The 18,959-nt window shown below is 72.6% G+C and carries 17 protein-coding genes, 2 pseudogenes and 1 riboswitch; of the genes and pseudogenes, 10 read left to right on the top strand and 9 right to left on the bottom strand.

The features are described 5' to 3' along the window. Positions 1 to 60 precede the first annotated feature (60 nt). The 3 genes and pseudogenes from AB0J12_RS32400 to AB0J12_RS32390 form a co-directional block, all read right to left on the bottom strand. Positions 61 to 693: an MBL fold metallo-hydrolase gene (locus AB0J12_RS32400; RefSeq protein ID WP_363268164.1), complete on the bottom strand. Its 633-nt coding sequence runs from the start codon at positions 691 to 693 to the stop codon at positions 61 to 63. Beyond that, positions 690 to 1,778, bottom strand: a complete 1,089-nt coding sequence (locus AB0J12_RS32395) for an S-(hydroxymethyl)mycothiol dehydrogenase (RefSeq protein ID WP_363268163.1) — start codon at positions 1,776 to 1,778, stop codon at positions 690 to 692. Before AB0J12_RS32395 ends, AB0J12_RS32400 begins: the two co-directional genes overlap by 4 nt. A gap of 184 nt (positions 1,779 to 1,962) precedes the next feature. Further along, positions 1,963 to 2,252: pseudogene (locus AB0J12_RS32390) on the bottom strand (hypothetical protein). 176 nt (positions 2,253 to 2,428) lie between these two features. Here AB0J12_RS32390 and AB0J12_RS32385 point away from each other — a divergent pair. The 4 genes from AB0J12_RS32385 (at position 2,429) to AB0J12_RS32370 (ending at position 6,006) form a co-directional block, all read left to right on the top strand. Further along, positions 2,429 to 2,794: a nuclear transport factor 2 family protein gene (locus tag AB0J12_RS32385; protein WP_363268162.1), complete on the top strand. Its 366-nt coding sequence runs from the start codon at positions 2,429 to 2,431 to the stop codon at positions 2,792 to 2,794. Positions 2,795 to 2,927: 133 nt separating this feature from the next. Next, positions 2,928 to 3,011: riboswitch (ZMP/ZTP riboswitch) on the top strand. A gap of 21 nt (positions 3,012 to 3,032) precedes the next feature. Then, positions 3,033 to 3,887: a bifunctional 5,10-methylenetetrahydrofolate dehydrogenase/5,10-methenyltetrahydrofolate cyclohydrolase gene (locus AB0J12_RS32380; protein ID WP_363268161.1), complete on the top strand. Its 855-nt coding sequence runs from the start codon at positions 3,033 to 3,035 to the stop codon at positions 3,885 to 3,887. Between the two features lie 60 nt (positions 3,888 to 3,947). After that, positions 3,948 to 4,454, top strand: coding sequence for a glycosyltransferase (locus AB0J12_RS32375; RefSeq protein WP_363268159.1), 507 nt, complete (start codon positions 3,948 to 3,950; stop codon positions 4,452 to 4,454). A 310-nt stretch (positions 4,455 to 4,764) separates the two neighbouring features. Next, positions 4,765 to 6,006 carry a YncE family protein gene (locus AB0J12_RS32370; RefSeq protein ID WP_363268158.1) on the top strand — a complete coding sequence of 414 codons (1,242 nt, stop codon included), beginning with the start codon at positions 4,765 to 4,767 and terminating at the stop codon, positions 6,004 to 6,006. Positions 6,007 to 6,462: 456 nt separating this feature from the next. Here AB0J12_RS32370 and AB0J12_RS32365 read toward each other — a convergent pair. Both AB0J12_RS32365 and AB0J12_RS32360 read right to left on the bottom strand, forming a co-directional pair. Next, a pseudogene (locus AB0J12_RS32365) lies at positions 6,463 to 6,951 on the bottom strand (MFS transporter); the annotation flags it as partial. Positions 6,952 to 7,143: 192 nt separating this feature from the next. After that, the gene (locus AB0J12_RS32360; protein ID WP_363268157.1) at positions 7,144 to 7,644 is read right to left on the bottom strand and encodes a metallophosphoesterase; all 501 of its coding nucleotides are present in this window, start codon (positions 7,642 to 7,644) and stop codon (positions 7,144 to 7,146) included. A 96-nt stretch (positions 7,645 to 7,740) separates the two neighbouring features. Between AB0J12_RS32360 and AB0J12_RS32355 the strand changes: the two genes are divergently transcribed. Both AB0J12_RS32355 and AB0J12_RS32350 read left to right on the top strand, forming a co-directional pair. Next, complete coding sequence (locus AB0J12_RS32355) at positions 7,741 to 8,196, top strand: MarR family transcriptional regulator (protein WP_363268156.1); 456 nt, start codon at positions 7,741 to 7,743, stop codon at positions 8,194 to 8,196. Between the two features lie 106 nt (positions 8,197 to 8,302). Next, positions 8,303 to 8,887: a hydrolase gene (locus AB0J12_RS32350; RefSeq protein WP_363268155.1), complete on the top strand. Its 585-nt coding sequence runs from the start codon at positions 8,303 to 8,305 to the stop codon at positions 8,885 to 8,887. 79 nt (positions 8,888 to 8,966) lie between these two features. Here AB0J12_RS32350 and AB0J12_RS32345 read toward each other — a convergent pair whose 3' ends face one another. Beyond that, positions 8,967 to 9,149, bottom strand: a complete 183-nt coding sequence (locus AB0J12_RS32345) for a hypothetical protein (RefSeq protein WP_363268154.1) — start codon at positions 9,147 to 9,149, stop codon at positions 8,967 to 8,969. A 212-nt stretch (positions 9,150 to 9,361) separates the two neighbouring features. Between AB0J12_RS32345 and ctaD the strand changes: the two genes are divergently transcribed. Then, on the top strand, positions 9,362 to 11,035 hold the full coding sequence (ctaD, locus tag AB0J12_RS32340; protein ID WP_363268153.1) for a cytochrome c oxidase subunit I: 1,674 nt from the start codon (positions 9,362 to 9,364) through the stop codon (positions 11,033 to 11,035). Beyond that, the gene (locus tag AB0J12_RS32335; RefSeq protein ID WP_363268152.1) at positions 11,032 to 11,430 is read left to right on the top strand and encodes a cytochrome c oxidase subunit 4; all 399 of its coding nucleotides are present in this window, start codon (positions 11,032 to 11,034) and stop codon (positions 11,428 to 11,430) included. Before ctaD ends, AB0J12_RS32335 begins: the two co-directional genes overlap by 4 nt. On the opposite strand, the gene AB0J12_RS32330 is transcribed toward AB0J12_RS32335, so the two are convergent. From AB0J12_RS32330 to AB0J12_RS32320, 3 genes are all read right to left on the bottom strand, one after another. After that, positions 11,351 to 12,781, bottom strand: coding sequence for a ubiquinol-cytochrome c reductase cytochrome b subunit (locus AB0J12_RS32330; RefSeq protein WP_363268219.1), 1,431 nt, complete (start codon positions 12,779 to 12,781; stop codon positions 11,351 to 11,353). The genes AB0J12_RS32335 and AB0J12_RS32330 overlap by 80 nt on opposite strands. Positions 12,782 to 13,036: 255 nt before the next feature. Then, entirely contained in the window at positions 13,037 to 13,456 is a 420-nt protein-coding gene (locus tag AB0J12_RS32325) for a CBS domain-containing protein (protein ID WP_363268151.1), read from the bottom strand. Positions 13,457 to 13,525: 69 nt separating this feature from the next. Further along, positions 13,526 to 15,967, bottom strand: a complete 2,442-nt coding sequence (locus AB0J12_RS32320; protein WP_363268150.1) for a SpoIIE family protein phosphatase — start codon at positions 15,965 to 15,967, stop codon at positions 13,526 to 13,528. A 193-nt stretch (positions 15,968 to 16,160) separates the two neighbouring features. Here AB0J12_RS32320 and lanKC point away from each other — a divergent pair, with 193 nt between their 5' ends. Beyond that, positions 16,161 to 18,728 (top strand): class III lanthionine synthetase LanKC, encoded by a 2,568-nt coding sequence (gene lanKC, locus AB0J12_RS32315; RefSeq protein ID WP_363268149.1) that lies wholly within the window; start codon positions 16,161 to 16,163, stop codon positions 18,726 to 18,728. A gap of 63 nt (positions 18,729 to 18,791) precedes the next feature. Further along, positions 18,792 to 18,908 carry a SapB/AmfS family lanthipeptide gene (locus AB0J12_RS32310; RefSeq protein WP_363268147.1) on the top strand — a complete coding sequence of 39 codons (117 nt, stop codon included), beginning with the start codon at positions 18,792 to 18,794 and terminating at the stop codon, positions 18,906 to 18,908. The last annotated feature ends 51 nt before the right edge of the window (positions 18,909 to 18,959 follow it).

The raw sequence follows: 18,959 nt of genomic DNA, 5'->3' as shown, positions 1-18,959 counted from the left end.
CGTGGAAGCCGGACATCTTCTGTCAGGTTTTACGGCCCGTCACTCGCCCGGCCTCGCCGTTCAGTGCCCCCGGTCGATCCACTCCTGAAGGTGGGGTGCCTCGGCACCGATGGTGGTCGCGTCGCCGTGCCCGGTGAACACCTTCGTCTCCGGTGGCAGTGTCAGCAGACGGTCGCGCAGGGAGGTGATGATCGACGGGAAGTGGGAGTACGAGCGGCCGGTCGCGCCGGGGCCGCCCTGGAAGAGCGTGTCGCCGGTGAAGACGGCGCCGAGGCCCGGGTCGTGCAGGCACACGGCGCCCGGGGCGTGCCCCGGGGTGTGCAGCACGGTCAGATCGGTGCCGGCGGCCTCGATGACCTGCCCGTCGACCAGGTGGGCGTCGGGGTCGCGGTCGGGGTGGGTGAACTTCCACAGCGGCAGGTCGTCGGGGTGCAGCCAGATCACCGCTCCGGTGCGGTCGGCGAGTTCCGGCGCGGCGTTCACGTGGTCGTTGTGGGCGTGGGTGCACACGATCGCGGTGAGGCGGCGGTCGCCCACGGCCGCCGTGATGGCGTCCACGTCGTGGGCGGCGTCGATGACGATCACCTCGTGGTCGTCGCCGACGATCCACACGTTGTTCTCGACGTCCCAGGTGCCGCCGTCGAGCGTGAACTGCCCCGAGGTGACGAGGCGTTCGATGCGGGCGGTCGTCACAGCATCACCACCGAGCGCAGCACGTCGCCGTGGTGCATCCGCTCGAACGCCTTCTCCACCTCGTCCAGTTGGATGGTCTCGGTGACGAACTCGTCCAGCGGCAGCCGCCCTTGCAGATGCAGGTCGATCAGCATCGGGAAGTCGCGGGAGGGCAGACAGTCGCCGTACCAGCTCGACTTCAGTGCTCCGCCCCGGCCGAAGACGTCCAGCAGCGGCAGCTCCAGCTTCATCTCGGGCGTGGGCACCCCGACGAGCACGACGGTGCCGGCGAGGTCGCGGGCGTAGAACGCCTGGGTGTACGTCTCGGGGCGGCCGACGGCCTCGATGACGACGTCGGCGCCGAAACCGCCGGTCAGTTCGCGGACGGCCTCGACCGGGTCGGCGTCCTCGGAGTTCACGGTGTGGGTGGCGCCCAGGGTGCGGGCGGTGGCCAGCTTGCGGTCGTCGATGTCGACGGCGATGATCCGGCCCGCGCCGGCCAGACGCGCTCCGGCGATCGCCGCGCCACCGACGCCGCCGCAGCCGATGACGGCGACCGAGTCGCCGCGGGTGACCCCGCCGGTGTTGATCGCCGCGCCGATGCCGGCCATCACCCCGCAGCCGAGCAGCCCGGCGACGGCCGGGGAGACGGCCGGGTCGACCTTGGTGCACTGGCCGGCGGCGACCAGCGTCTTCTCCGCGAACGCGCCGATGCCGAGCGCCGGGGAGAGCTCCTGGCCGGTGGCGGCGAGGGTCATCTTCTGCGAGGCGTTGTGGGTGGCGAAGCAGTACCAGGGCCGGCCGCGCAGACAGGCCCGGCACTGGCCGCACACCGCACGCCAGTTGAGGATCACGAAGTCGCCGGGCGCGACGTCGGTGACGCCGTCGCCGACGGACTCGACCACACCGGCCGCCTCGTGCCCGAGCAGGAAGGGGAAGTCGTCGCTGATCCCGCCCTGCTTGTAGTGCAGGTCGGTATGGCAGACGCCGCAGGCCTGGACGCGGACCACGGCCTCTCCGGTCCCGGGATCGGGCACGACGATCGTCTCGATGCGCACCGGCTCGTCCCTGCCCGGCGCGATCACGCCGCGTACTTCCTGCGCCATGCTGCTCCATCCTTCCCTCGACGGGGCATCCGTCCCGGTTCCGACCCTACGCGTGATCAAGCGCCGGGGGGGCCGAGGACGGGAACATGCCGCGGGGTGGGGACGGGGGCCTCGCACGGCGGTCGAGGGGCCCACATGCCGAGGGGCCGCCCGGCGGGCGGCCCCTCATGGGGATTCCGTGGTCTCAGCCGACGGGGAGCAGGCCGGTCACCGGGGCGACCAGGTCGGTGAGCTGGTGGAGTTCGTACATCTTGTTGAGCGCGTTCGCCTGGTTCAGCGCACCCAGCTGCTGGGAGACCCGGGGAATCTCGTCCTTGTGCTCGGCCGGGATGTCGCTGGTGGTGAGCGAGTCGAGCGCGGCGATCGGGTTCAGCGTTCGGCGCCCAGGACGCCGGCGTTCGCCGTGGGGGCGGTGATACCGGCGATCCCGGCGGCGAGTGCGGCGGCGGCGACGATACGACGAGTGGAGATCATGTCTTCAGCAACGGCGGAAGGGGCCCGGTGGACCCGGGCTCGCCGGGCAGCTCACCCGTCAGGCACAGCACCCGGCCGGGCTTGCCGAGCCCGGCTGGGCGGAGGAGTCTTTGGACTAGGCCCCGTGCGGCCCGTTCCCCTCTCTTTCGGGCCCGCGACCTGGCAAGGAGGTCACCATGGGCACCACGGCACACACCGGCTTCGACACGGAGACTCTGCGCAGAGGCATCGAGGACCGCACCGCCGAGGCGCTGCTCTCCCTGTACGCGGACGACGCGGAGATCCGTCTCGTGAACCGCAACGCTCAGCCCAGCAACCCGGCGGTGGTGCACGGCCGGGACGAGATCCGCGAGATGCTCGGCGACGTCTACAGCCGTGACATGACACACAAGCTGGAGCAGTGCGTGGTCCAGGACGACCACGCGGCGTACTGCGAGTCCTGCGAGTACCCGGACGGCACCCGCGTGCTGTCCGAGTCGATGATCACGCTCACGGACGGCAAGATCTCGGAACAGATCATCGTCGAGGCATGGGACGAGTGACGAGACAGGGGGTGCGGTCCAGGTCGGCCCCGGCTGACAAGACAGGGGGTGCGGTCCAGGTCGGCCCCGGCTGACCTGGACCTTCTCCGTGCGGCACCGGGGGCGGGGGCGGTGGACGGGCTCGGCTACCCTGGTCGCGGGCCGTGACTGGCGCTGAGGTGGAGCACCACCGGGGAGCGGCCCCGTGGAGTCGATGCCGTGCGCCTGGGCGATGCCGTACCCGCTCAGGAGTTGCATCATGACCCAGGCCCGCCTCATGGACGGCACCGCGCTCGCCCGCCGCACCCTCGAGGAGACCGCCCAGCGCGCCGCCGACCTCACCGGGCGCACCGGGACGGCGCCCTGCCTCGCCACGGTGCTCGTCGGCGAGGACCCCGCCTCCGTCACCTATGTGCGGATGAAGCAGAACCGCTGCCGCAAGGCCGGGATCGACTCCCGGCACGTGGCGCTGCCCGCGTCCACCACGACCGAGGAGCTGGTGGCGGCGGTCGGGGCGCTGTCCGCCGACCCGTCCGTGCACGGCATCCTGCTCCAGCACCCGGTGGGCGACCACATCGACGAGCGGGCCTCGTTCGAGGCGATCGCGCCGGAGAAGGACGTCGACGGCGTCACCTTCGCGTCGTTCGCGACGATGAGCTTCGGCCTGCCCGGTTTCGTCTCGTGCACACCGGGCGGGATCATGCGACTGCTGGACGCGTACGGCGTCGACCCGTCGGGCAAGCGGGCGGTCGTGGTGGGCCGCAGCGCGATCCTCGGCAAGCCCGTCGGGATGCTGCTGCTCGCCCGGGACGCGACCGTCACCTACTGCCACTCGCGCACCGCGGACCTGTCGGCGGCCGTGCGGGAGGCGGACATCGTCGTCGCCGCGGTGGGCCGGCCCCGGCTGATCCGCGGCCAGGACGTCAAGCCGGGCGCGGTGGTGATCGACGCGGGCTACAACGAGGGCAACGTCGGCGACGTCGACTTCGACTCGGCGGTGGAGCGCGCCTCGCTGATCACTCCGGTGCCGGGCGGGGTCGGTCCGATGACCATCGCGACGCTGCTGGAGCAGACGGTGGACGCGGCGGCCCGGCAGCTCGGGGTATCGGTGTGACGCCGTAGCCGGCCGAAGTGGCCGTATCGCGCGGGTCGTTCGTGTGGGTGGCGTGGGATCGTGGCCCTACTGCGCTGCATGCGGGTGGCGATCATGACGGCGGGCCCCCGGGGCGACGCGGCCCCCTTCACCGGTCTCGGGCACGCCCTGGCGCGGGAGGGTCACGACGTCACCCTGGTAACCCACGAGCGGTTCGCGCCGCTCCTGGCGGGCTCGGGGGGGGCCTTCCACGCGCTGCCGGTCGATCCGCGCGTCGAGCTGGAGCCGGCGCGCGGCCGGGGCCTGCACCGCAGCGTGACCGGGGTGGGCAAGCTGGTGCGGGTGGTGGGGATGGCCCGGGCGGTGGCCGGCCGCATGACCGACGCGTTGCCGGAGGCGGGCGAGGGCGCCGACGTGCTCCTCCTCGCCGCCGCGCTCGCGCCGCTGCGGCACGCCGTCGCCGAGGGCCTGGGCCGCCCGAGCCTGCGCCTTCAGCTGCACCGAGGGCCCCCACCCGGGAGTTCGCACCGCCTCTGCTCACCGCCGGCTCCTGGGGCGCGCTGCGCCGGGCGGGGCTGCGCGGGGTGATCCAGCGCGGCTGGGGCGGTCTGACGGCCGACGGCGACGATCTGCCGCTCGTCGACGAGGTGCCGCACGCGCTGCTGCTTTGCGCTCGTGGAGGCGGTCACCGACCCGTCGTACGGGCGGCGGGCGCCGGCCCTGGAGACCCGGATCCGCGAGGAGGACGGGACGGCACCGGTCCTGCGGGCGCTGGAGCGGATCGCGGGCCAGGTGTTACGTCCGTGGTCTTGCCGCAGCGGTCGGCCTTTCCTTACTTTGCAGTAAGTCTCTTGCGCATCACGTGTGTTCGGGTTCCACCCCACCCCGAGGAGCCGTCATGCCCGCCTTCCGACCCCGACTCGTGTGCACGGTCGCCGCCGCGCTCGCCCTCACCGCCGCCTCGCCCGCCACCGCCGCCCACGCCGACCCCGCGGGGCTGCGGGAGGTGCTGTTCGTCGGCAACAACTGGGACGGCACGGCCGACGTCATCGCCTCCAGCGGCGACTTCGCCCGGATCGGCCGGATCAGTGTCGTACCGGACAAGGAGCAGCGGCTCGCGGAGATCAACGCCGACCCGGTCAAGTGGGCGTACTTCATGGCGATCCGCAACAGCGTCGGCGAGGGCCACGACCAGTTCGCCGACGACATGTACTCCACACCCGACGGCCGCTCGGTCGTCGTCTCGCGGCCCAGCTTCGCCGACGTCGTCTCGATCGACCTGGCCACCGGCAGGCTGAACTGGCGTTTTCCGGTGTCCGGTTACCGTGCCGACCACATGGCCGTCTCCCCCGACGGCACCCGGGTCGCGGTGTCCGCGTCCACCGCGAACACCGTGCACGTCCTGGACATCGTCACCGGCCGGCAGCTCGGCTCCTTCGCCACCGGGGACAAGCCGCACGAGAACATCTTCAGCAAGGACGGCAAGTACCTGTGGAACATGGCCATCGGCGACGTGAACACCGCGCTGGACGCGCCCTGGCTGGACTGGACGAAGGGCGACCGGCACATCACGGTCGTCGACGCGGCGACGTACAAGCCGGTCAAGGTGATCGACATGCGCGAGCGACTCGACGCGATCGGGCTGAAGGACTACTCCGACGCGGTGCGGCCCGCCGTCTTCTCCCCCGACGAGTCGAAGCTGTACTTCCAGGTGTCGTTCTTCAACGGCTTCTTCGAGTACGACCTCGCCACGGACCGGATCACCCGGACCAAGACCCTGCCGAAGAACCCCGCCACCAGCGACGACCGGACCACCTTCGTCAACGACTCGCGCCACCACGGCCTGTCGATGAAGCCGGACGGCAGCAAGCTGTGCGTGGCGGGCACCATGGACGACTACGCGACCGTCGTCGACCGCGCCACCCTCCAGGAGGGCCCGCTGGTCCCCGCGTCCAAGCCGTACTGGGCCACGGTCAGCGGCGACGGCCGGGACTGCGTGATCTCCGAGAGCGGCGCCGACCAGGTCACGGCCATCGACTTCGCCACGGGCCGCAAGCGGATGTCGGTCCCGGTCGGCGACCACCCGCAGCGGGTACGGCTCGGCCATGTCACCGCCGGCTGGACCGGCCCGAGCAACTGAGCGCGAGCCGGTCCGGCGGAAGAAAAAACGCCGGCGCGTGGGTGTGATACGGGCGTTTCGGGGTATCCGCGCGCTATAGGGACGAGGCATGCACAGCATGCGTCGCCGCCACCGAACCACCCCATCGAAGGAGGTCCGTGACAGCGCAACCCAATCGCAGCGCCCGGGCCGCCTCCACCGAGGTGAGGCGGCCCGGCCCATGTCCGGGGCCCGGCGGTCAGTCGGCGCTCGCGCGCGCGGGCAGCAGCGCCCCGGGCAGGACGGCGAGCGCGAGGAGCGCGGCGGCCGCGTAGAGGCAGGCGGAGCCCAGCGCCACGGCGTGGAAGCCGTGCAGGAAGGGGCTCCGGTCGGCGACGGACCCGGCGACGGCTCCGGCGACGGCAATACCGATGGCCCCGCCTGTCTGGCGTTCTCCTCACGGCTCTCCTGGACCACGGCGGCGGCACGGACCAGGGCGACCAGCACGATCGGCACGTTGACCAGGAAGATCGCCCGCCAGCCGATCCCGTCGACGAGAGCGCCGCCGAGCAGCGGCCCGGCGGGCAGAGCGAGGCTGCCGATGCCGGCCCACACTCCGATGGCCCGCGCCCGCTCGGCGGGGTCGGGGAAGGCGCGGCCGATGACGGCGAGCGTGCCGGGCAGCAGCAGCGCGGCCCCGGCGCCCTGCGCGACACGGGCGGCGATCAGCGCGGTGACCGTGGGGGCGAGCCCGCAGGCCAGCGATCCGGCGCCGAAGACGGCCAGCCCGGCCAGTACGACGCGCCGGTGACCGTAGCGGTCGCCCGCGGTGCCGCTGGTCGGCATCAGGGCGGCGAGCGCCAGGGCGTAACCGTCGACGCCCCATTGCAGACCGTCCACGTCGGTGCCGAGCTGCGCGCCGATCGCGGGCAGGGCGACGTTGACGATCGTGACGTCCAGCAGCACCAGGAAGTACCCGGCGCACATGACGACGTGCACGCCCCAGGGCGAGGCGGGCCGCACCGCGCGCTTGAGGAAGGTCAGGGGTGTGTCAGTCATGGACCACTCGTAGCGGCCGAGGCGGTCGACGAGTGTCCGCGTCGGCCGCCCTGGACGACGGGCGTCCGCCTCGGGTGCCCGGCCGCCGGGACGGCGAAACGAGCCCGCGGGCGGCGGCCGTCAGCGCGGCGGCAGTCGGTGCAGTACGACGTCCGTGAGCCGGCCGTCGGCCACGGTGGCGGTGAGATAGGTGCAGTGGGGCTGGCGGCGGCGGTCGGTCGGGGAGCCGGGGTTGAGCAGCCGCAGGCCGCCGGGCGCCGTGGTGTCCCAGGGGATGTGACTGTGCCCGAAGACGAGGACGTCCAGGTCGGGGAAGCGCGCGGTACAGCGTGCCTCGCGGCCCTGGGCGGGGCCGGTCTCGTGGACCACGCCGAAGCGCAGACCGCCCAGGTCGGCACGGGCCACCTCGGGCAGGCGGGAGCGCAGCTCGGGGCCGTCGTTGTTGCCGTACACCGCGATCAGCCGGCGACTGCGGCTTTCCAGCAGGTCGAGGGTGGCGGTGTCGACCCAGTCCCCGGCGTGGAGGACGACGTCGGCGTCGGGCAGTTCGGCGAGCAGCGGCGCCGGCAGCTCCTTGGCGCGCTTGGGGAGATGGGTGTCGGACATCAGCAGCAGGCGCACGGCTTCAGGGTACGGCGCCGGTCCGCGACGTATTCTTCAGGCAAAGCTGTTCAGGTGAAACTGGACAGTTTTACCTGACGAAATTACCGTCGGTGCATGGCCCACGACGAGAACGCATCGGAGATCTCCGGCAGCGCCGCCCGCGCCGCCCAGGAGCTGCGCGTGCTGATCGGCCGGCTGCGGCGCCGCGTCCGCGAGGTCGCCGGGGACGACGCGCTCACCCCGTCGCAGGTCTCCGCGCTGACCCTGGTCGGCAAGCACGGCGCGGCCACGGCGAGCGCGCTCGCGTCCGCCGAGGGCGTGCGCCCGCAGTCGATGGCGGCCACGCTGGCCGCGCTCGAGCAGCACGGACTGATCCGGCGCAGCCCCGACCCCGCCGACGGCCGCCGCCAGCTGGTCACGCTGACCGAGGCCGGGCAGGACCGTATCGCCGGTGACCGGCAGGCCCGCGAGGAGTGGCTGGCCCGCGCCCTCCAGGACCGGTACACCGAGGCCGAGCGGCGCACCGTACTCGAGGCGCTGGCCCTGCTGGAGCGGCTGTCGCAGCCATGACAACCCCGCGTCCGTGAGCCGTGACACCCCCTCGTCCGCGAAGAGCCGGGAAACCTCAGCCCCGAAGTCCGCAGCACTGAGCAGCACCCAACCGAAAGGCCCGACCATGGCAGTCACCGCACTCGATCCGCGCACCGCCCTCGTGGTGATCGACCTCCAGGCGGGGATCGCCGCCGCGCCCGTGCAGCCCCACTCCGGCGCCGACGTCGTCGCCCGGTCCGCCCGGCTGGCCGAGGTGTTCCGGGAGCGTGACCTGCCGGTCGTCCTGGTGCGGGTGTCGTTCGCCGCCGACGGCGCCGACGCCGTCCCCGGACGCACCGAGGCCCCCCGGGCGGGGGGTGCCCGGCCCGAGGGCTGGGACGTGATCGTGCCGGAAATGGCCGGGAACGCGGGTGACATCACCGTCACCAAGCACAACTGGGGCGCCTTCCACGGCACCGACCTGGACGTTCAGCTGCGTCGACGCGGGGTGACGCAGATCGTGCTGACCGGCATCGCCACCAGCATCGGCGTCGAGTCGACGGCCCGCGCCGCACACGAGCACGGCTACCACGTCACCCTCGCGACGGACGCCATGAGCGACATGGACGCCGAGGCGCACACCGGCAGTGTGCGGCGGATCTTCCCGCGGCTGGGCGAGACGGGCACGACCGAGGAGATCCTCGAACTCCTCGCGAAGACGCACGGCTGACGCGCGTCGACCGCTCGGTCCTGCGCGGTGCCGCCTCCGCCCTGTCGCAGTACCGGTCGGTGCTGTCGGGAGGCTCGGCTCAGTCCTCGCCCCGCATGATGTTCCCATCGGTCCCGGTGCGTGACGCGGGCTCGGCGCCGGGGTCCTCCACGGCGGGCAGGCAGGTGCGCAGTGCGCGCTGGCGGCGCAGCCTGCGTGCCCTCGCCCAGCCGGTCTCGGCTCGGCGTATGACGGTCTTGTCCTGGGACTGAGCGGTCGTCACGGCGTCTCATCTTCCTTCTGCTGCCCGCGCGTTCCTTCGGTTCGCACTACGTCGCCGAGTCCCCGGACGTCCCGGATTCAAACACGCGTCCACCAGGCGAGGAATCGGCCGCGGATAGGCCGTAGGGCGCACCTCGGGCCCCGGGCCCTGCGTGGCGCGGGTACCTGCGCGGAGCGCGGCGGTAGCGTCGCCGCGGTCCGGGGAGGAGGACGATGACAGACCTGAAGGCACAGCACAGACCGGACGGCCGGCCGGCCCCGACCGGGCGGGCGCTCGGCCGGGCGCTGTTGCGCTGGACCTCCACGACCGACCACAAGGTGATCGCGCACCTGTATCTGGTGACGGCGTTCTGCTTCTTCCTGCTGGCCGGCCTGCTGGCCATGGCCATGCGCGCCGAGCTGGCGCGGCCCGGGCTGCAGCTGCTGAGCGAGGAGGGCTACAACCAGTTCGTCACGATCCACGGCACGATCATGATGCTGCTGTTCGCGACGCCCATGTTCGCCGGGTTCGCCAACGCCGTCATGCCGTTGCAGATCGGCGCGCCGGACGTGGCGTTCCCGCGGCTGAACGCGCTGTCGTACTGGATGTACCTGTTCGGCGGGCTGATGGTGGTCTCCGGGTTCCTGGTGCCCACCGGTGCCGCGTCGTTCGGCTGGTTCGCGTACGCGCCGCTGAACGACGCGGTGCACACGCCCGGCGCGGGGGGTGATCTGTGGGCGATGGGGCTGGTGGTGGCCGGTGTGTCGACCACGCTCGGCGCGGTGAACTTCATCGCCACCATCATGTGCCTGCGCGCGCCCGGCATGACCATGTTCCGGATGCCACTGTTCACCTGGAACGTGCTGTTCACCTCGATCCTGGTGCTGCCGGCGTTCCCGGTGCTGACCGCGGCGCTGCTCGCCCTGGAGGCGGACCGCAAATTCGGCGCGCACGTGTTCGACTCGGCGAACGGCGGCGCGCTGCTGTGGCAGCATCTGTTCTGGTTCTTCGGGCACCCGGAGGTCTACATCGTCGCGCTGCCGTTCTTCGGGATCATCTCCGAGATCATCCCGGTGTTCAGCCGCAAACCGCTGTGGGGTTATCTGCCGCTGATCGGCGCGACCGTCAGCATCACGATGCTGTCGGCGGTGGTGTGGGCGCACCATATGTTCGCGACCGGGGCGGTGCTGCTGCCGTTCTTCTCGCTGATGTCGTTCCTGATCGCCGTGCCGACGGGCATCAAGTTCTTCGCGTGGATCGGCACGATGGTCCGCGGCTCGATCTCCTTCGAGACCCCGATGGTGTGGTCGCTGGGCTTCCTGGTGACGTTCCTGCTGGGCGGGCTGAGCGGGGTGCTGATCGCCTCGCCGCCGCTGGACTTCCATCTCACCGACTCGTACTTCATCGTCGCGCACCTGCACTACGTGCTGTTCGGCACGGTGGTGTTCGCCATGTTCGCCGGCTTCTACTTCTGGTGGCCGAAGCTGACCGGCCGGATGCTCGACGAGCGGCTGGGCAAGCTGCACTTCTGGCTGCTCTTCCCCGGCTTCCAGCTGACGTTCCTGGTGCAGCACTGGCTGGGCGAGGCGGGCATGCCGCGCCGGTACGCCGACTACCTCGCCGCCGACGGCTTCACCCTGCTCAACACCCTGTCCACGGCCGGGGCGTTCCTGCTCGGCGTCTCCACGCTGCCGTTCCTGTACAACGTGTGGTACTCCGCCCGGCACGGCCGGGTGGTCACCGAGGACGACCCGTGGGGGTACGGGCGTTCCCTGGAGTGGGCGACCTCCTGCCCGCCGCCGCGGCACAACTTCCACGCGCTGCCCCGTATCCGCTCCGAGTGCCCCGCCTTCGACCTGCACCATCCCTACGTGGCCCGCCAGGCGAAGGAGGTGGGGCAACGATGAAGACGGAGTCGATGCTGTTCGGGGGCGTGGCCCTGTTCTTCGCGGGGATCGCGGCACTCTACGGCGGCTGGTCGCGGGAACCGGCCGGCTCGGCGGTGCTCGTGGTCGCCTTCCTGATGGCGTCCCTGGTGTCCTTCTTCAGCGCCGTGCAGTACCGGCGCCGGGGCTCGCGGCCGCAGGACCGGCGGGACGCGGAGATCGCCGACGCGGCCGGGCCGGTGGAGTTCTTCCCCGCGGCGAGCCGCTGGCCGGTGGTGACGGCGGCCGGGTTCGCGCTGGCGGCGACCGGTGTGGTGTACGGGCTGTGGCTGTTCCTCATCGGGATGGCGGTGCTGGCTCGGGGGGTTCTGGGGATGGCGTTCCAGTTCGTGCACCGGGGCGAGGACCAGGAGTGAGCTGCGGCCGCGGGGCGCCGGGCCGCACGGTGGTGACGGGGCGCCGGCTCTCCTCGTAGCCGCCCTCGACGGTCTGCCGGACGTCGCCGGTGTCCACGCCCTCCCGAAGGTGCTCGCGTTCCTCGTCGGTGAGGGCGTGGCACAGCCAGCGGGTGAGGAAGAACGCGGCGATCGGTGCGAGCACCAGCAGGACCCGCAGGGCCCACGTCATCACGTTGACGGAGACGCGGAAGGTGGCGGCGGCCACGTCGTTGCCGCCCGCGATCAGCAGGACGGCGTAGAAGACGATTCCGGCGACGCCCAGGCCGGTGCGGACGGGCCGGTCGCGGGGCCGGTCGCACAGGTGCTGCTCCTGGCGCCCCTCCCCCGTCAGCCGCTGCTCGACGAACGGGTACGCGTACAGCACCAGGAACAGCAGGCCGGGCAGGACGACGGCGGGCAGGAGCACGTTCCACATGAGGGTGTGCCCGGCGACGTCGGTCTCCCAGGGCGGTACGAGGCGCAGCGCACCCTCCAGGAAGCCGACGTACCAGTCGGGCTGGGAGCCGGTGGAGGCCTGGTCGGGGCGGTAGGGGCCGTACACCCACACGGGGTTGATCTGGGCGACGGCGCCGAGTGCGGCGAGCAGGCCGAAGACCATGAGGGACAGCCCGGCGGAACTCGCCGTGAACTGCGGCACCATCGGCTTGCCGACGGCGTTGCGCTCGGTGCGGCCGGGGCCGCTCCACTGGGTGTGCTTGAGGTGGAACACCAGGATCAGGTGCACGGTCACCAGGCCGAGCAGCAGGCCGGGCAGCAGCAGGATGTGCATCGGGTAGAGCCGGGAGATGAAGTCGTGCCCGGGGAACTGGCTGCCGAAGACGAAGAAGCTCACATACGTGCCGACGACCGGCAGCGACAGCATGATGCCCTGGGCGATGCGCAGGCCCGTGCCGGACAGCAGGTCGTCCGGCAGCGAGTACCCGGCGAAGCCCTCCGCCAGCGCCAGCATGAACAGGGTGACGCCGATGACCCAGTTCAGCTCACGGGGGCGGCGGAAGGCGCCCGTGAAGAAGATCCGCAGCAGGTGCACGCCGATCGCGGCGGCGAAGACGAGCGCCGCCCAGTGGTGGATCTGGCGCAGCAGCAGTCCGCCGCGCACGTCGAAGCTGATGCGCAGGGTGGACTCGTAGGCGGCGGACATCGCCACGCCGCGCAGCGGCACATAGTGGCCGGCGTAGACGACCTCGCGCATCTCCGCATCGAAGAAGAAGGTCAGCCAGACGCCGGTGAGCACCAGCACCAGCAGGCTGTACAGGGCGATCTCGCCGAGCAGGAACGACCAGTGGTCGGGGAACGCCTTGCGCAGCATCGCGCCGCCCTCACCGACCGGCAGCCGCGCGTCGAGGGCACCGGTCAGCCGCTCGCCCCTGCTCTCCCCCGTCACCGGCTCCGACCGGCCGTGCCGCTCCACGTCCCTGCGCCTCCCGTGTCCGCCGACCCACCGGAGATGACCCTCCCCCGCCGGCATGCCTGTGGCACGCGGCGGCGGGGGAACCACCCGTGTCTTGGGCCCACTGCACCCGTTCGGGTGCGCATCGCGGACGCGGTCGGGGCGGGGGTGCCGTCAGATGTTGGGGCGGGCCGCGCTGATGTCGCCGAGGGCCGAGTCCGGGTCGCGTTCCATGGCGGTGTCGCCGAGGGAGACGATGCCGACCGGGTGGCCGTGGTCGACGACGGGGATGCGGCGTACGGAGTGCTCGCGCATCAGGCGGATCGCGAGGTTCAGGTCGTCATCGGGGCCGACGGTGACCACGTCGTCGCTGCAGATGCCGGCGACGGTGGTCTGCTCGGGGTCCCCGCCGTCGGCGATGCCGCGCACCACCAGGTCACGGTCGGTGACCAGGCCGCGCAGGTCGTCGCCGTCGGTCACCAGGACCGCGCCGAGGTCCTCGTCGCGCATCAGCCGGGCGACGGAGGTGACGGAGGCCTGCGGCTCCACGGTGACCGGGTCGGCGGTCATGATGTCGCGGACGTGCTGGATCATGACGTACTCCTTGTCGCAAGGGGATGTGTGGGAGCCGGGTTACCCGCAGACGGCCGGTGACACGGGGATTCAGCGGGCGAGGTCGATCTCGCTCCAGACCTGTTTGCCGCCGCTGACCGGGACCGCGCCCCAGGCGTCCGACACGGCCTCGACGAGGAGGATGCCGCGGCCGCCGGTGGCCTCCCAGCCGATGCTGGTCGGCTTGACGGGGGTGCGCGGGGAGGCGTCGGTGACCGCGATGCGCAGCCGGTGGTTGACCAGGGTGAGGCCGAGGCGGACCTGCCCGCCGGTGTGCACGAGGGCGTTGGTGACGAGTTCGGAGACGACGAGCAGCGCGGCGTCCACGTCGGACGCGGGGACGCCCCAGACGCGCAGGGTGCGCCGGGTGAAGCGGCGGGCGTGTCCGACGGCCTGCGGGACCCGCCACACCGTCCAGCTCTCCCGCAGCGGGCGCGAGGCCATGCCGTCGTAGCGCACCAGGAGCAGGGCGACGTCGTCGCTGCGGTTGGCGTTGCCGAGGAGGGCGTCGGCGACCGTGCCGAGGTCGGCGACGGCGCAGCCGCCGAGGTCGCGGGCGAGCCGGGCGAGGCCGCTGTCGATGTCGGCGTCCACCGACTCGACCAGGCCGTCCGTGGTGAGCGCGAGCACCGTGCCGGGCCGCAGGGACAGCGGGCCGAGCGGGAAGTCCGCCTGCGGGAGCACACCGAGCGGCGGACCGCCGTCGGACTCGACGATCTCGGTGCTGCCGTCCGGGTGGCGCAGCACCGGCGGCAGATGCCCGGCCCGTACGCACCACGCGGAGCCCGACTCCAGGTCGAGGTCGACGTAGGCGCAGGTGACGAACAGGTCGGTCTCGAGGTCGGCCAGCAGCCGGTTGGCGTGCGAGACGACCACGTCCGGCGGGTGGCCCTCGACGGCGTACGCGCGCAGCGCGGTGCGCATCTGGCCCATGACGGTGGCGGCGGCGGTGCTGTGGCCCTGCACGTCGCCGATGACGAGGGCGACATGGTGATCGGGCAGCGGGATCACGTCGTACCAGTCTCCGCCGACCTCCAGGCCCGCCGTGGCGGGCAGGTAGCGGGCGACGGCGACGGCGCCGGGCAGTGCGGGCAGGCGGCGCGGCAGCAGCTGGCGCTGGAGCATGCCGACCAGTTCGTGCTCGGCGTCGAAGGCGTGGGCGCGCATCAGGGCCTGCCCGGCGAGGCCTGCGGAGGCGGTGAGCAGGGCGCGCTCGTCGGGGCCGAAGTCGTGCGGAGTGTCCCAGCCGATGAGACAGGCGCCCGCCATGCGGTTGCCGGCGGGCAGCGGCAGCACGGCGAGGCCGCCGGGCCCGACCTCGGCGAGGGCGGGTTCCAGGGCGGTGCCGGCGGGCCAGATCCGGGCGCGGCCCTCGCGCAGCGCGGCGGCGAGGGTGGGCATGGCGCGCACGGGTGCGTCGGGCCACTCCGCGCGCCACTCCAGCCGCCACAGCTCGGGCCAGGCCTCGGGCTCCGGCGGGTCGAGGACGGTGACGATGAGCCGGTCGCCCTCCAGCTCGGCGAGCGCGATCCGGTCGGCCCGCAGCGGCCTGCGCAGGGCGGACACGACGGCCTGGCTGACGTCCCGCACGGTGCCGGCGGTGGCCAGCGTGGCGGCCAGGCGCTGCACCCGGGCCACGTCGGTGACGTCGGAGCGCAGCACGGAGGTGTCCTCGACGGTGCCGACGAGCCGGGCGGGACGGCCCTCGCCGCCGGGCAGCAGCCGGCCGTGCAGCCTGAGCCATCTGGGCGCTCCCGTGGGCTGCAGGATCCGGAACTCCAGCTCACGGTCGCCGATCGACATGTGGTCTGCCTCGACAACGGACATCAGCGCGGGCAGGTCTTCGGGGACGGTGAGGCGCAGCAGCGTCTCGACGTTGCCGTCGAAGTCCTCGCGGGCCAGCCCGAACAGCCGCAGGATGCCGTCGCCGACCGCGACCCGCCCGCTGTCCATGGCGAGGCTGAAGGCGTTCGCGGGCAGCTCTCCGGCCTCGGCGGCCGTGGCCGGCACCGGCGCGGTGACGGCCGCGGCGACCAGTTCGAGGCAGGTGCGGGCCTCGGTGCCGAAGCCGCCGCTGTCCTCGCTGACGGCGAGCAGGCAGCCGCCGGTGCCGTGCAGGGGCAGCGCGGCCAGGTGGAAGTCGAGCGCGGGGACGCGCCGGGACGGCGCCCGCGCCGCCAGCTCGCGCGGCCCGAGCCACACCGCGTGCCCGGTGCGCTGCACGTCGGCGGCCGGGGAGCGCCCGGACACCGGGTAGCTCTCGCGCAGCCCGTACACGGATCTCGGCACCCCGGCGGACTCCACCAGGCACAGCAGGTCGCCCTCCTCGTCGGGCGTGTAGACGGCGGCCAGCTGGGCGCCGGCGAACACCAGCGCCTGTTCGAGAACCTGCCGGATCCGTTCGGGTGAGTCGGGGCCGGAGGCGAGCGCTTTGAGGGCACCCTCGGCACGCAGCGTCCGCGTGCTGTGTCCCGCAGCTCCCTCACTGACCACGTCGGTATTACAGCGCGCATCGCACGCGGGCGCAGCCCCTGCGACCGTGGCCGCGTCCCGGCGCATGAGCTGCTCGAAACGATCCGAACATCTGTTGACGCATGCGTTCTGCACGGCGATGTGGTGACACACGTGACTGTCGGTGGTCGGTCACTCACTGGAAATCTCGAGGCCGGACCACGGAGGGGGACGCATGGACAAGCGGTACGAGGTGTACGCCCTCGCGGACCGTCACTTCTACGACACGCCGGACCGGCTGTCGGACGGCGGCGAGCAGGCCGCACCGCTGTTCGCGGCGGCGCGCCGCGAGGTGCCCGCGGGCTGGAGCGCGGCACGCGTCGGCGACTGGCTGACGCTGACCCCGCTCACCGCGGACGGCCACCCGCACTCCGGACCGGCCCAGGGCTGGAAGATCCACGCCTCGGCCACCCGGGCGAACGCCGAGAAGATCGCGGCGATCGTGTGGGACTACTGCGTGCCCCGCCGCATCCCGTTCAAGTTCGTGCCCGGCCCGCACCTGCTGCACCTGCGCAACGCCAAGTACGCCGGGCGCGACACCAGCGGCAAGTTCGTCACCGTCTACCCGGACGGCGAGGAGCAGCTGCACACCGTCCTGCGCGAGCTGGGCGAGCTGCTGGGGGGCTTCGAGGGCCCCTACATCCTCACCGACCTGCGCTGGGGCGAGGGCCCGCTGTACGTCCGCTACGGCGCCTTCGCGCGCTCCTACGTCGTCGACGAGCGCGGTGCGCTGGTGCCGGCGGTGCGCGACGGAGAGGGCCGGCTGGTACCGGACCGGCGTTCGCCCTCCTTCCAGGTGCCGGAGTGGGTGACGCTGCCCGAGTTCCTCCAGCCTCATCTGGCGGCGCGCAACACCACGACGGTGGGTGAGCTGCCGTACCGCATCGACAAGGCGCTGCACTTCTCCAACGGCGGCGGGGTGTACGCGGGCACCGACACCCGCGACGGGCGCAAGGTGGTGCTGAAGGAGGGCCGGCCGCACGCGGGGCTGGCCTCCGACGGGGCCGACGCGATCGCCCGGCTGGAGCGGGAGAAGGACGCGCTCGAGCGGCTGGCGGACACCGGGGTCGTGCCGGAGGTGCGGGACTGGTTCACGCTCGGCGACCACCGGTTCCTGGTGACGGACTTCGTCGAGGGGCGGCCGCTGAACGCGTTCTTCGCCGAACGGCATCCGCTGCTCGCCCCCGACCCGGACCCCGGCGAGGTCGCCGCGTACACGGCGTGGGCGGTGCGCATCCACCGGGCCGTGGAGCAGGCGGTGGAGAAGGTGCACGCGCGCGGGGTCGTCTTCAACGACCTGCACGTGTTCAACATCATGGTCGCCCCCGACGAGGAGTCCGTGTACCTGATCGACTTCGAGGCGGCCGCCCCGGTCGAGGAGCACGGCCGCCAGGTCGTCGCCCACCCCGGGTTCTTCGCGCCGCCCGACCGGCGGGGCGTCGAGGTGGACGGCTACGCGCTGGCCTGCCTGCGGCTCGCGCTGTTCCTGCCGGTGACCACGCTGTTCGTGGTGGACCGGGGCAAGGCGGCCCACCTCGCCGAGGTGATCGCGCGTGAGTTCCCGCAGGTGCCCGCCGGCTTCCTGGCGGAGGCGGTCACCGAGATCACCCGGGGCACGACCGGCCGGCCGGCGGGATCCGTCCCGCTCGTGGATCCGGCCGACTGGCCGCACAGCCGGGACTCCATGACCAAGGCGATCCTCGCCTCGGCGACCCCGGAGCGCGACGACCGGCTCTTCCCCGGCGACATCGCCCAGTTCTCCGACGGCGGCGGCCTCGGCCTCGCCCACGGTGCGGCCGGCGTGCTGTACGCGCTCGCGGCGACCGGCGCCGAACGCTACGACGAGGGCGAGCGCTGGCTGCTCGAACACAGCGACCCGGCACCGGCGGGCACCCCGCTCGGCCTGTACGACGGTCTCGCGGGCGTCGCCCACGTACTGGAGCTGCTGGGCCACCGGCAACGGGCCCTCGACCTGGTCGACGGCATTCTGAAGGAGCGCTGGCACAACCTGTCGTCCGACCTGCACGGCGGCCTGGCCGGGCTCGGCCTGGTCCTCGGCGCGCTCGCGGACTCGACCGGCGAGAGCGAGCTGGGCGAGCGGGCCTCCGAGGCCGCGCGGATCCTGGTCGGGCGCCTCGCCGAACCGCCCGCGCCGAAACGGCGGGCCGGGCTGCTGCGCGGCGCGAGCGGGCCGGCGCTGTTCCTGCTGCGGCAGTACGAGCGCACCGGCCAGGCGGAGTTGCTGCGGGCGGCCGGTGTGGCGCTGCGTCGCGACCTGGAGCGTTGCGTGGTGCGGCCGGGCGGCTCGCTGGAGGTCGACGAGGGCTGGCGCACCCTGCCCTACGCCGGCGACGGCAGCGTCGGGATCGGCATGGTCCTGGACGACTTCCTCGTCCATGCGCCGCACGCCGCCGAGGAGTTCGCCACCGTACGGGCTGGCGTGCTGACCGCCGCGACCTCCCGCTTCTACGCGCAGCCCGGGCTGTTCCAGGGCCGCGCCGGAATGATCGCCCACCTGAGCCGCACCGGGGCGGCACCCGAGCATCTGGCCGGCCAGATCTCCGGTCTCGGCTGGTACGCGATGGCCTACCAGGGCCAACTCGCCTTCCCCGGCCATCAGATGATGCGGCTCTCCATGGACCTCGCCACCGGAACGGCGGGCTGTCTGCTGGCGCTCGGCGCGGCCCTCGACGGCCCCGGCCCGGCACACCTGCCGTTCCTCCCGCCGCTCACGCGGCCCTGAAGACGCGGCCGCAGTCCCGCGGTCCTGACACCACCCCTGTCCCCATGACGAAAGGACACGATCATGGCCCTTCTCGACCTGCAGACGATGGAGTCCGACGAGCACAACGGCGGCGGCGGCGCGAGCACCGTCAGCCTGCTGTCGTGCATCAGCGCGGCGAGCGTTCTGCTCTGTCTGTGACGCCCACCGCGTGACCACGGCTCCGGGTGTGCCCTTCCGCTCAGGGAGGGG

Origin of the sequence: Streptomyces sp. NPDC049915, assembly GCF_040656475.1 — a bacterium.
In the GTDB taxonomy this organism is placed as follows: domain Bacteria; phylum Actinomycetota; class Actinomycetes; order Streptomycetales; family Streptomycetaceae; genus Streptomyces.
The sequence above is the reverse complement of the archived record's forward strand: the minus strand, read 5'-3'. Positions and strand labels throughout refer to the sequence as shown.

Bases quoted from the DNA above. Each gene is read 5' to 3' on its own strand.
- AB0J12_RS32395 (WP_363268163.1), bottom strand. From the start codon at position 1,778: ATGGCGCAGGAAGTACGCGGCGTGATCGCGCCGGGCAGGGACGAGCCG.
- AB0J12_RS32385 (WP_363268162.1), top strand. From the start codon at position 2,429: ATGGGCACCACGGCACACACCGGCTTCGACACGGAGACTCTGCGCAGA.
- AB0J12_RS32380 (WP_363268161.1), top strand. From the start codon at position 3,033: ATGACCCAGGCCCGCCTCATGGACGGCACCGCGCTCGCCCGCCGCACC.
- AB0J12_RS32370 (WP_363268158.1), top strand. From the start codon at position 4,765: ATGCCCGCCTTCCGACCCCGACTCGTGTGCACGGTCGCCGCCGCGCTC.
- AB0J12_RS32355 (WP_363268156.1), top strand. From the start codon at position 7,741: ATGGCCCACGACGAGAACGCATCGGAGATCTCCGGCAGCGCCGCCCGC.
- AB0J12_RS32350 (WP_363268155.1), top strand. From the start codon at position 8,303: ATGGCAGTCACCGCACTCGATCCGCGCACCGCCCTCGTGGTGATCGAC.
- ctaD (WP_363268153.1), top strand. From the start codon at position 9,362: ATGACAGACCTGAAGGCACAGCACAGACCGGACGGCCGGCCGGCCCCG.
- AB0J12_RS32335 (WP_363268152.1), top strand. From the start codon at position 11,032: ATGAAGACGGAGTCGATGCTGTTCGGGGGCGTGGCCCTGTTCTTCGCG.
- AB0J12_RS32330 (WP_363268219.1), bottom strand. From the start codon at position 12,781: ATGCTGCGCAAGGCGTTCCCCGACCACTGGTCGTTCCTGCTCGGCGAG.
- AB0J12_RS32325 (WP_363268151.1), bottom strand. From the start codon at position 13,456: ATGATCCAGCACGTCCGCGACATCATGACCGCCGACCCGGTCACCGTG.
- lanKC (WP_363268149.1), top strand. From the start codon at position 16,161: ATGGACAAGCGGTACGAGGTGTACGCCCTCGCGGACCGTCACTTCTAC.
- AB0J12_RS32310 (WP_363268147.1), top strand. From the start codon at position 18,792: ATGGCCCTTCTCGACCTGCAGACGATGGAGTCCGACGAGCACAACGGC.